At 36.9% G+C, this 12613-nt stretch carries 10 protein-coding genes and 1 other annotated feature; of the genes, 1 reads left to right on the top strand and 9 read right to left on the bottom strand.

What is annotated here, in order from left to right; all coding sequences use genetic code 11:
* Nucleotides 1-122: 122 nt before the first annotated feature.
* Nucleotides 123-2771: a valine--tRNA ligase gene (locus tag LC095_RS00365; protein WP_226526316.1), complete on the bottom strand. Its 2649-nt coding sequence runs from the start codon at nucleotides 2769-2771 to the stop codon at nucleotides 123-125.
* Between the two features lie 71 nt (nucleotides 2772-2842).
* Nucleotides 2843-3084: a binding site (T-box leader), on the bottom strand.
* 227 nt (nucleotides 3085-3311) lie between these two features.
* Here LC095_RS00365 and LC095_RS00360 point away from each other — a divergent pair.
* Nucleotides 3312-3503: a hypothetical protein gene (locus LC095_RS00360; protein WP_026558584.1), complete on the top strand. Its 192-nt coding sequence runs from the start codon at nucleotides 3312-3314 to the stop codon at nucleotides 3501-3503.
* 41 nt (nucleotides 3504-3544) lie between these two features.
* Here the strand turns inward: LC095_RS00360 and ysxE are convergent, their stop codons facing one another.
* From ysxE to hemA, 8 genes are all read right to left on the bottom strand, one after another.
* Nucleotides 3545-4573: a spore coat protein YsxE gene (ysxE, locus tag LC095_RS00355; protein WP_226526315.1), complete on the bottom strand. Its 1029-nt coding sequence runs from the start codon at nucleotides 4571-4573 to the stop codon at nucleotides 3545-3547.
* 102 nt (nucleotides 4574-4675) lie between these two features.
* The gene (gene spoVID, locus LC095_RS00350; RefSeq protein WP_226526314.1) at nucleotides 4676-5842 is read right to left on the bottom strand and encodes a stage VI sporulation protein D; all 1167 of its coding nucleotides are present in this window, start codon (nucleotides 5840-5842) and stop codon (nucleotides 4676-4678) included.
* 216 nt (nucleotides 5843-6058) lie between these two features.
* The gene (gene hemL / locus LC095_RS00345) at nucleotides 6059-7345 is read right to left on the bottom strand and encodes a glutamate-1-semialdehyde 2,1-aminomutase (RefSeq protein WP_226526313.1); all 1287 of its coding nucleotides are present in this window, start codon (nucleotides 7343-7345) and stop codon (nucleotides 6059-6061) included.
* Between the two features lie 37 nt (nucleotides 7346-7382).
* Complete coding sequence (hemB, locus tag LC095_RS00340; protein ID WP_226526312.1) at nucleotides 7383-8363, bottom strand: porphobilinogen synthase; 981 nt, start codon at nucleotides 8361-8363, stop codon at nucleotides 7383-7385.
* Nucleotides 8360-9160 carry a uroporphyrinogen-III synthase gene (locus LC095_RS00335; protein WP_226526311.1) on the bottom strand — a complete coding sequence of 267 codons (801 nt, stop codon included), beginning with the start codon at nucleotides 9158-9160 and terminating at the stop codon, nucleotides 8360-8362. The genes hemB and LC095_RS00335 overlap by 4 nt, the downstream gene beginning before the upstream one ends.
* On the bottom strand, nucleotides 9160-10092 hold the full coding sequence (gene hemC, locus LC095_RS00330; RefSeq protein ID WP_226526310.1) for a hydroxymethylbilane synthase: 933 nt from the start codon (nucleotides 10090-10092) through the stop codon (nucleotides 9160-9162). Before hemC ends, LC095_RS00335 begins: the two co-directional genes overlap by 1 nt.
* Nucleotides 10093-10273: 181 nt before the next feature.
* Nucleotides 10274-11104: an inner membrane protein YpjD gene (locus tag LC095_RS00325; protein ID WP_026561732.1), complete on the bottom strand. Its 831-nt coding sequence runs from the start codon at nucleotides 11102-11104 to the stop codon at nucleotides 10274-10276.
* A gap of 19 nt (nucleotides 11105-11123) precedes the next feature.
* Nucleotides 11124-12476 carry a glutamyl-tRNA reductase gene (hemA, locus tag LC095_RS00320; RefSeq protein WP_226526309.1) on the bottom strand — a complete coding sequence of 451 codons (1353 nt, stop codon included), beginning with the start codon at nucleotides 12474-12476 and terminating at the stop codon, nucleotides 11124-11126.
* Between the last annotated feature and the right edge of the window lie 137 nt (nucleotides 12477-12613).

Here is a 12613-nt window from a genome sequence, read left to right as displayed (position 1 = left end):
AGCCTCCTTTGTCCATGTAAAAACTCGGGGGAACTAATAGTTAGTACCACCCGAGTCACACTTCTATTTAAATCTTAACTGACAGTAATATTTTATCAATTAGCTTGTTATTAAGGTATCAATTATCCTCTTAGCTCTTGAATTCTAGCTAAAACGATGTCACGTTTTTCCAGATAATCTTTTTCTTTTGCTTTCTCTTCCTCAATAACCTTTTCAGGTGCCTTCTTAAGAAAACCTTCATTACCCAATTTCTTCTGAACGCGTTCCACTTCTTTATCGAGTTTTTCACGTTCTTTTTCAAGACGTTTAATTTCTTCTTCAATGTTGATTAATCCTTCAATTGGCAGGATGATTTCAGCACCCGTCACAACAGCTGTCATGGATTTTTCGTTCGCTGTAACTTCTGTCACGATATTTAAAGAACTTGTGTTACAGAATTTCTCAATATACGCAAGGTTATTTTCCAGTTGTGCTAACACACCTTGATCTTTCGCCTTGATTGTCATTGGAATTTGCTTGCTCATTGGCGTATTTACTTCAGAACGAATATTACGGACAGCACGAATGACTTCTACTAGAAGTTTCATTTCTGTTGCCGCTTTATGATCTGTTAAATCTTCATTAACAGTTGGCCATGCTGCGATTGTAATCGACTCGCCTTGATGTGGAAGAGACTGCCAGATTTCTTCTGTAATAAATGGCATGAATGGATGCAATAACCTCATTGTGTTATCTAGTACATAAGCAAGGATTGAACGCGTTGTTTTCTTCGCTGCTTCGTCCTCACCATATAATGGCAGCTTCGCCATTTCAATGTACCAATCACAGAAATCATCCCAAATGAAGTTGTATAGTAATCGTCCTACTTCACCAAACTCATACTTATCAGCCAGTTTTGTCACATTTTCAATCGTTTCATTTAAGCGGGTTAAAATCCATTTATCAGCAACTGACTTTTCACCTGATAAGTCAATTTCTTCAAATGTTAAACCATCCATATTCATGAGAGCAAATCGGGATGCATTCCAGATTTTGTTCGCAAAGTTCCATGTTGATTCCACTTTTTCATAGCTGAATCGTAAATCTTGACCAGGCGAGCTTCCTGTTGATAGGAAGTAGCGTAGTGAATCTGCCCCATATTGATCAATGACTTCCATCGGATCTACACCATTTCCTAAAGATTTACTCATTTTACGACCTTGCTCATCCCGTACAAGTCCATGTATTAATACATCCTTGAATGGACGTTTACCTGTGAATTCAAGTCCTTGGAAGATCATGCGAGATACCCAGAAAAAGATAATATCATAGCCTGTTACAAGAGCATCTGTTGGATAATAACGTTTAAAGTCAACTGATTCTGTATCAGGCCAGCCCATTGTTGAAAATGGCCATAATGCAGAACTGAACCAAGTATCTAGAACATCATTATCTTGTGTCCAATTTTCAATATCTGCCGGCGGCTCCTGGTTTACATATACTTCCCCTGTTTCTTTATGGTACCAGGCAGGAATTCGATGTCCCCACCAGAGCTGACGGGAAATACACCAGTCACGAATGTTTTCCATCCAACGTAAATACGTTTTCTCAAATCGATCAGGAACAAAATTTACTTTTTCATCTTCTTCCTGAAGTTTAATTGCTTCATCTGCCAGTGGTTGCATTTTGACAAACCATTGTGTGGAAAGATATGGTTCTACAACCGCGCCGCTTCTTTCACTATGACCAACAGAATGCATATGTTCTTCAATTTTGAATAATACACCTTGTTCTTGTAGGTCTTTTACAATTTTCTTTCTACATTCAAAGCGATCTAAGCCATTATAAGTTCCAGCATTTGAATTCATTGTTCCATCTTCGTTCATGACTAGAATTCGTTCAAGATTATGACGGTTTCCAAGTTCGAAGTCATTCGGGTCATGTGCAGGCGTTATTTTAACAGCACCTGAACCAAACTCCATATCTACATAATCATCGCCAACAATTGGAATCTCACGTCCAACAATTGGTAAGATAACTTTTTTGCCGATTAGGTGTTTATAACGTTCATCTTCAGGGTGAACAGCGACAGCCGTATCTCCAAGCATTGTTTCTGGACGAGTCGTTGCTACTTCGATTGAACCGGAACCATCAGCAAGTGGATAGCTCATATGATAAAAAGCACCTTGAACATCTTTATAAATAACTTCAATATCGGAGAGAGCTGTTTTTGTTTGCGGATCCCAGTTAATGATGTACTCTCCGCGATAAATAAGTCCTTTTTTGTAAAGTGTAACGAACACTTCACGAACGGCTTTTGATAAGCCTTCATCAAGGGTAAAACGTTCGCGTGAATAATCTAAACCTAAACCAATTTTCGCCCATTGCTCACGAATATGGCCAGCGTATTCTTCCTTCCACTTCCATGTTTCTTCAACGAATTTTTCACGACCTAAATCATAGCGTGATTTACCTTCTTCACGTAGCTTTGCCTCTACCTTTGCTTGTGTAGCGATACCGGCATGGTCCATTCCCGGCAGCCATAATACATCATAGCCTTGCATTCTTTTCATACGAGTCAAAATATCTTGTAATGTTGTATCCCACGCATGACCTAAGTGAAGTTTACCTGTAACATTTGGCGGGGGAATGACAATTGTGTATGGCTGTTTTTTCTCATCCCCTGTTGCCTCAAAGTATTTTCCTTCCAACCAAAAGGAATAACGATTTTTCTCAATTGCATTTGGATCATATTTTGTTGGTAATGAAAGCTGTTGTTCATGATTTTCCATTTTGTTTCCTCCTTCATACATCTATCTCCCTGGATTCTTCGATAGTAAAAATAAAAAACTCCCTTCATCCCTAAAAGGACGAAAGGAGAAAATTTCGCGGTACCACCTTTTTTCATAGACTAATCATCATTAAAAGATGCATCAAGCCTATACACTCAATATGATAACGGTTTTCACCGACCTCTTCTACTATTCTTTCAAGGAAGTAACTCCTGGGCGACCTTCCAAAGCCTCAACATAAGAAATCTTCCAGCAAATGATTTCTCTCTCTGTAAAGTGAAGACAATGTACTCTTCCCAATCAACGTTTACTAAATATGTAGTTGTTTCTTTTCATCTATCTTATATTACTAAATAATACATTTTACCGTCAATATTTTCTCCATTTTTCCTTCCATTCATACAGGCACTTATCACATTTTTTGGAATACCTTACATTAGTGGCGATTTGTACGAAAATTCGATGTTGAACGTATTTTATGAACATGTGTAAAAAAAGGTGAGAATTTTTTCGAAAATGAGTGTAAGGAGGAGTTATGATATGAAGAAGCGTTATAATCCATATTCTTTACCACCCTGGGTTAGACAAATCCGTGAGGTTGGTATTCAAATCATTATTCCGTTAACCATTTTTCAAGGAATACGTACTGTATTTTTTCCTACAACATTTGATGTTCTTCTATTAGGGATCTTAATCGGTTTAGCTATTGCTTTACGTTATGATTGGATTTAAAACAAAAAGAGGGAAGGCTTTTCTCTCCCTCTTTAAAACGTTTATGATTGTTCCTCTGCTTCCATTTTCTTTTTCTCTTCAATCTCAGATACTTTCATCACAAAATATTCTACATTTTTAAACTGCCAATATGCCTTTACTAAATGTTTGTTTCTGTCCAACTCTGAGCGCTTTTTCTTCTCCTTCCTATAAGTTTTGATTAAATGACATATACGATCGGGATATGCCAAATAGCTTAAAAACAGGCTCATTTCCTCAGCAGTATAAGAGTATCCCTTTTGATACGTATAAAACCAGTTAACACAATCGTCACTTTGAATCGGATAGGTGGTTGCCGTTCGATTCATAAACAGCAAAAAATCATCAATCGGGGAGGCATATTTTGAGCGCTCAAAATTCGTTAAATACCCGTTTCCATCATCATCATATAAAAAATGGCGTGCCGATATTTTTCCATGAATTAAGACAACTCTAGTTGACTTTTCTTCTTCCATCAGATTGGACCATTCTTCAAGTTTTTTCTTAGAAAAATCTATCGCACGGGATACTTCTGTATAGTAGGTGACTGCTTGTAATTCAAAAGGTGAAAGATAGATTTTTTGTTCACATTGCTCGACGAATGTTTCGTACATTTCTTTTGCCTCATCCCACCGTTTTACTGTTTCTTCATAATGATTTAATACATCCTTGGTACTGATGTCGTGTTTCTTTTCTGTTTTTTTATGAAGAGTGGCTACCTCTTTAAATAAATATTGATGTCTGGCGTCCCGTTCCTCTTCTTGTTCATTTGATAACCATGGCATTAGATAATAGTATTCACCATTATAGTACGATAATAGTTGCTGTTGGTTATTGCTGACTAGTGGTACATGATGAGAATATTTATTATCTTTTAGAATTCTTAAGGAATCTACAAAGTAAGGATTAAACCCTTTCGAGAGCTTTTTTAATACAAATGGACCTGTATCTGTATATATCTTTATTGCTTTTTTACTTAATTCCTCAGTGTATTCAGGGGATAGGTTATAATCATGTAACAGCGGCCGAATTTCACTTAATGACAATTGCACAGTTTTGTTCACCTCAAATCATCGGCTTGAACTGAAAAAAACAGCTGAGGATCAGGTAGCCCCCATGCTGTTTTAGTTACTTCATACTCAAATCAGTTCGTTTTATTTGCTAGTTGAGTAGGCTGGAATATAGAGAATTTGTCCTTCATATACATCTTGATCAGCTTGAAAATCATTAACACGTACAATTTGCTGTATTGATATTTCGTATCTATCACAAATTGAATTGAGTGTATCACCCTGTTGAACAATGCACATTTTTAGACGAGAAAAGTCTTCTTCGTCATCTCTAGCAAATAAACTGGTTAAATAATGTGCATCCTTCTGATCTTTCTGATCTCTCTCATCCTGATCTTCAAGCTCTTCCACTTCCTTAACCTCAGCTTCAGATTTTGAAAAGAAGGAATATTGGACTTCTTGTGGTTCTTCATTTTGTTCTTCTTTTCTTACTTCTACAGAGAACGGATCATAAAGATCTTCCTGCTCTTTCTCTTCGTCTTGAATTGGCTCACTATTAAGTACCTCTTGCTGTTCAATCTCTTCCGGTTCTTCTACTTGTGCTGAAAGATCCTGTGAAGAGATTTCAGTAAAGGTCTCTTCTTCATTTTCTTCACGACTTTCCGTAACCTCTTTTTGAATGGAAATCGATGGTGGTGACAATTTGTCCATGTCCGAATCATCCGATTCATTTACATCATAAAATGATGAAAAAGGAGATACTGCTGTCCTTTCAGCTTGAGCAAATGATTCCTCATCATTTGCTTCTGTTTCATCTTGGCTTTCCCTGTATAATGGTTCAAGCTCTTCTTCTCTAGTTGTTTCAACCTCTTCATTTTGCACAGCTTCACTATCTGAAATCCCGCTTATCGACAAATCTGCTATTAATTTCAAACATTTTAGTTCAGGGAGATCATAATCAAAGGACTCAATCGAAACATAAACATCATCTAATTGTGAAATGCGATTCCTTGGAATGGTAATATCTACTGGAAAGCGATGACTTAATTCACTAATCCCATCTTCCCTTGTTTCAACCTCATTTACATATCTTACGTTTGCATATTCAAAGGAATCCCCTTCACTACCATCTTGATCTATTTTGTATTCACCTGTCAGCAGTAGTGCTCCACGAATTGAGATGTACTGATCGTGTTCATGAATTGAAATATCAGGATCTAAAGAAATAGATAAAAGTTCAGATACTTCCTGTCCTTTTTGAAACCATACAGATTCTTCAACAGAAAAACGCAGTTGCTGTTCCTGTGACAAAATAATTCCTCCTTTCAAATAGCCTAGTAAAATAACTATGACATTACAGATGTATGTCTGGAAGGAGGAAAATATGAATTAATTTTATCTTTTTCCTTGTATAGAAAAGCCAAGAATGGCGGAAGTCGATATCTCTTCTTATACTTTAATTCTTAATATATTTAACTTTTCTTAAAGTACAAAAAAGATTCACCACATTTTGTGATGAATCTTTTTTTATTTTAATAAAGAAAATGCTTTTTTAGCAGCTTCAATAGTACGATCCAAATCTTCTTCTGTGTGAGCTGTAGACAAAAATAAGCCTTCAAATTGTGAAGGAGGAAGGAATATTCCTTCATTTGCCATTGTTTGATAATACTTGGCAAAATACTCCAAATTTGATGTTTTAGCTTTTTCATAATTTGTTACATCTTCGTTTGTAAAGAAGAAGCCAATCATAGATCCTGCACGATTGATTGTATGAGGAATCTCATATTCTTTCGCAGCCTTGGATAAACCTTCTTCAAGTCGGTCTGCTTTACGTTGAAATTCCTGATAAGTTTCTCTTGTTAGCTGCTTTAATGTTTCATATCCTGCTGTCATAGCTAATGGATTTCCTGATAATGTTCCAGCTTGATAAATTGGACCACTTGGAGCGATTTGCTGCATAATTTCCGCTTTCCCGCCATATGCTCCAACAGGTAGACCTCCACCTATGACTTTACCAAGACAAGTTAAATCTGGAGTCACTCCATAAAAATCTTGTGCACATCCATAGTCAACACGGAAGCCTGTCATGACCTCGTCAAATATCAATATAGAACCATATTGATCTGTTATTGAACGCAAGCCCTCTAGAAAGCCTGGTTGAGGAGGTACAACTCCCATGTTACCTGCTACCGGTTCTACTATAACGCCTGCAATATCTTCTCCAAATTGCTCAAAAGCGTATCGAATGCTTTCTAAATCATTATAAGGAACTGTAATTGTATTCTTAGCAATTCCCTCCGGTACACCCGGGCTATCAGGCAATCCTAGCGTCGCAACACCAGAGCCTGCTTTAATTAATAAAGAATCACCATGTCCGTGATAGCACCCTTCAAATTTCACAATCTTATTGCGGCCAGTAAAGCCTCTTGCTAATCGCAAAGCACTCATAGTAGCCTCAGTGCCTGAGCTGACCATTCGTACAACTTCAATTGAAGGCACGCGATCAATGACAAGCTTTGCAAGCTCATTTTCTATTAATGTAGGCGCACCAAAGCTTGTTCCTGATTCAACAACCTTTTTGATCGCTTCAACCACCGTATCATTGGAGTGACCGTGGATAAGTGGTCCCCATGATAATACATAATCTATATACTCGTTTCCATCAATGTCATAAATTTTTGAACCTTTTCCCCGTTCCATAAAAATTGGGTTCATACCAACTGATTTGAAAGCTCTAACAGGACTATTTACTCCTCCTGGCATTAACGTTTGTGCTTCCTTAAATGCTGACTCACTTTTTGCGTAACTATTCATCGGAGTGTTCTCCTTTCAACTTTTTGTAAGAGGTTGTTTAGTTTTCTTCTTTAAGCCAGCGGGCAACGTCTTTTGCAAAATATGTAATCATTAAATCCACACCAGCACGCTTCATTCCGACAAGCATTTCTGTAACGATGGCTTTTTCATCTACCCATCCATTTTGAGCTGCCGCTTTTATCATTGAATATTCTCCACTAACATTATAAGCGACAACAGGTACATTAAACTGATTTTTCACATCACGGATAATATCGAGATATGCTAAAGCAGGTTTCACTATTAAGAAATCCGCACCCTCTTCAAGATCTGACTGTGCCTCTCTCAATGCCTCATCACGGTTAGCAGGATCCATTTGGTATGTTTTACGGTCCCCAAACTGTGGTGAACTGTGTGCTGCATCTCGGAACGGTCCATAGAATGCACTCGCGTATTTGACTGCATATGACATAATTGGAATATGCTCAAAGCCAGCTTCATCCAATCCATGTCTAATTGCGGCTACAAAGCCGTCCATCATGTTTGAAGGAGCAATGATATCCGCACCTGCTTTTGCTTGACTTATTGCCGTACGAGCAAGCAAATCAAGTGTTGGATCATTTAACACCTGACCGTTCTCAACGATACCGCAATGTCCATGATCAGTGTATTGACATAGGCACGTGTCAGCTACAACAACTAAATCGGGAAATGCTTCTTTTATTTGTCTTGTTGCTCTTTGAACAATCCCTTGATCGTGATAAGCTTGTGTTCCCACTTCGTCTTTCTCGGCTGGAACTCCAAACAAGATAATTGATTTAATTCCCAATGAAACAATCTCTTCTATTTCTTTATTAAGGAGATCTAGTGATAAATGAAACACTCCGGGCATGGATGGTACTTCATTTTGTTTATTTTCTCCTTCTACAACGAAAATTGGATAAATAAAATCTTCATGGCGAAGATGTGTTTCTCTCATCATTGCTCTTAAATTATCACTGCTACGTAATCTTCTATGTCTTGTAAATTGAATCTTCATTGAATACCCTCCTTATTTTCCACTACCTCTATCATCACTTTTATCATATCCTCAATTGTATAAGAGTCCGGCATTACCCCGGTAAATCCATACTCCATTAACGTATTATTTGTAATTGGACCTATGCAGATAAAGGTTACTTTTTTAAGATATTCCAGGAATTCTCTTTGATAGAGTACCTTCATAAAGCTATCAACAGTTGAAGAGCTTGTAAACGTTATAAAATCTATTTGATCACGTTCAATACATGACAATAGTTTGCTTGTCTCTGAATCATTATGTACCGTTTCATAAACAACTAAGTCTTTCACATAGAATCCATGAGCTGTTAATTGTTCAATTAATACGGGTCTTGCGAGATTACCGCGTATGACAAGTATTCTTGTCTCACGCTGAAGCTTTTCTTTTATTTTTTCAGCTAGCTTTTCAGCCACAAATTCTTCAGGTATGACCGAAACCGTTAAATCAATCTTTTCCATTTGCTTACTTGTTTTTCTCCCAACAGATGCGGCAGCCATATGTTGTAAAGCAGAATAAGGTATGTTCCATTGGTCAAGATATTTCTTAAAGAATGTAACACCATTGGCACTTGTAAAAACAATACAATCAAACTCGTCCAAACAATTTAATGTTTGTTTTATATTTTCTTCGTTCGACTCATTCTTTTTTATTTCTAGCAATGGAGTAGATATCGCAATTCCACCCACTTCTTCAATCTTTTGGATAAACTCTTCCACCTGAGCTTTAGCCCTAGTTATTAACACTTTCTTTCCTTGCAATGGAAGAATGGTATCCATTATTGATCAAGCTCCTCTTTTACTCGATCAATCAAGGCTTTTGCCCCCTGATTTGTTAGAAGTTCAGCAACTTTGCCGCCGATTTCATTAGGATCAGTGCCAGAGACCTGTTCTTTATATACCTCTTTACCATCTGGTGAAGCAATTAATCCTGTAAATAGTATTTCTTTTTGATTGTTCACAGTGGCAAAACCAGCAATGGGCACTTGGCAGCCGCCTTCCATCTTTGTTAAAAAGGTTCTTTCTGCTGCTACCGCTAATTGTGTTGGTTTATCTGTAAATTTTGCTAATAAGTCTAATAGCTCATGATCATTTTCACGACATTCAATAGCTAATGCACCTTGTCCAACTGCTGGTAAACAAACCTCAGGTTCTAAAAACTCAGTTACGACTTCTTTACTCCAACCCATTCTTGATAAGCCTGCAGCTGCTAAAATAATCGCATCATAGTCTTCTGTTTTCAGCTTTTCAAGCCTAGTGTCGATATTTCCTCTAATCCATTTAATTTCTAAATCAGGTCGCTCAATTAATAGTTGGGCACTTCTTCTTAAACTACTCGTTCCGATAACAGCTCCGCTTGGTAAATCAGAAAGTTTTTTGTGATCTTTAGAAATAAGTACATCTCTATGGTCTTCACGGTTTGGAACACACCCAATCGTTAAACCTTCAGGAAGAATTCCTGGCATATCTTTCATACTATGAACAGCCATATCAATGTCTCCATCTAACATCGCTTGTTCAATTTCTTTCACGAACAACCCTTTTCCGCCGACCTTTGATAATGTAACATCAAGAATTTTGTCACCTTTCGTAACAATTTCCTTAATTTCAAACTCAAAAGGTAATCCAAATGATTTTAATTGATCGATCACCCAATTTGTTTGAGTTAATGCTAATTTACTACGTCTAGAACCTACTACTAATTTTCGCATAATTGCCTCCTACATTGAAATGCGCAAGCGCCTTGATTAGCCTTGGGCAAATAAGGCGATTTAGAATAGAAGGCGTTCTTTGCCTTCAATTCCAAATTGACTAGACCCTAGAGGGGCTAAGACGCTGGACACCAAACTAAATAAAAAAGTGGTACTTCCCCTTACATGTTAAAAAGCCTTATCATGAATCCCAAAAATGAAATCTCGATAAACTACCGAACAAGAAAAAGTTAATTAATAACACCAGAAAGGACGCTAAGTTAAGTAAGGCAACAGATTTACCTTGCAATTCCTTTACAATTCGCATATATAAATAGACTCCATATGTAAAAATGACCATAAAAGAACCAAGCACCTTTGCATCATACCAATGAAAATTTTGTACTTTTATATAAGCCCAAATAATACCAAGTATTAGACTTAGTAACAGCATTGGTACTCCAATGACATTTAATACATATGACATATGATCAAGTTTTGACAAATCTTCAATTCTAAGAAGGCGCTTTCCCCACTTTTTCTTTTTCAATAAATTATATTGAATGGTATAAAGAATAGAAAAAACAAAAGACAAGGAAAATGCCCCATAGGATAAAATCGCCATTGTAATATGAATTAACAATAATTCTGATACGAGCTGGCTTGAAACAGCAGCAGATTCATATTGCGTTGGAGCAAAGGTATGTAGAGCCATCATGATAAACCCGATCACATTTGTAAAGAAGATGATAAACTCCGCTTTTAAGAAACGATTTAACACGACAGACAAAGTAACGAGTACCCACGTATAGAAATACAATCCTTCAAAAACATTTAATACAGGAAATCTTCCTGTTTCAAACATGCGTGCAAATAAAAAAATTGTTTGTAAGAGCCAAACAATAGAAAGCAACCAGAAGGCAGCTTGTTTCGCCTTCCGGTTGTTATTTAAAAAATCTATAAAATATAAAAGTACACATACTGCATAAAGAATAATGGTTACTTCATTAATTCTACTTAAGCTCATCTCCATAAAAGAAAAGTCCTCTCACTTACGATTGAAGTGAAGCACGATAAATCTGTTGGTTCGTACCAACCTCATGACTCTCTGATTTATCTATTTTCATTTGCTCTTCAACAGCATCTTCAATATTAAAGATTTTCATAAATAAATCTAATGATTCCTGAGCATTTGCTTCTCCGGAAAGTTCTTTCACTTTTACAATTGGATCTCTCAGCAACTGATTAATAATACTTTTGGTATGCTTGCTCAGTACCTTTCTTTCACGATCAGTTAAATTAGGCATTTTACGTTCTATACTTTCCATTGTTTCAGCTTGAATCGCTAAAGCCTTCTGGCGTAAAGCTGAAATAACTGGTACAACTCCAAGAGTATTAATCCATTGCTTAAATTGAACAATTTCTTCTTCAATCATTAGTTCAATTTTTTCTGCAGCGATCTTTCTTTCTTGTAAATTTGCTTCAACGATCCCTTGCAAATCATCTATATCATATAAAAATACGCTATCTAATTCAGCGAGTCTAGGGTCTAAATCACGTGGAACAGCAATATCCACCATGAATAATGGTCGACCTTTTCTCATTTTCTCAACATGTGTCATCATGTCTTTCGTAATCACAAAATCTTTTGCACCTGTTGAGCTAATAAGAATATCTGCTTCAATAAGGCCACATTGAAGTTCATTTATACCCTTTGCATATCCGTCAAATCGACTTGCCAGTTGCTCTGCCTTTTGAAGAGTCCTGTTCATAACAGTCACTTTACCAACACCGCTGCCATGTAAATTTTGGGCTGCAAGCTCTCCCATTTTCCCGGCACCTAATATAAGTACATGTTTAGAGCGAAGGTCACCAAAGATCTTTTTCGCAAGCTCAACTGCTGCATAACTAACTGAAACTGCATTTGCGCCAATCTCTGTTTCAGAGTGGGAACGTTTCGCCAGTGTAATCACTTGTTTAAACAACTGATTGAAAACCGTTCCAATAGTATGGTTCTCTTGTGCTTGCAAAAAGCTCGACCGAACCTGACCAAGAATTTGCGTTTCTCCCAGAATCATTGAATCTAAGCCACAGGCAACTTTACATAAATGTTCAAGTGCACCATCCTGCTCAAGGATCGTTAAGTATGGTGATATGTTTTCTTTATCTAATCCGAACCAGTCAGCCAAAAAGGCCTTTATATAATAACGACCTGTATGAAGTTGATCAACGACAGCATAAATCTCTGTTCTATTGCATGTCGACACGATCACATTCTCAAGGATACTTTTTTGTTTTTTTAACTGTTTCATCGCATCAGTAAGCTCATTTGGTTGAAATGAGAGCTTCTCGCGAATTTCAACAGGGGCTGTTTTATAATTTAAGCCGACAACTAGTATATGCATTTTCTTATACACCCCCATGTACAAGGATCTCTACTTATTAGTATATCACTCTTCATTTTAATTCCCTCAAAAAAATGTGAACAGTCTTTGAAACTGTATGTTATGATAATTTATGTTTGTATGTTTGACTGTGGCAC

Source organism: Metabacillus niabensis (genome assembly GCF_020524345.1).
Lineage (GTDB): Bacteria > Bacillota > Bacilli > Bacillales > Bacillaceae > Metabacillus > Metabacillus niabensis_B.
This window is presented reverse-complemented; position numbering and strand designations above follow the sequence as displayed.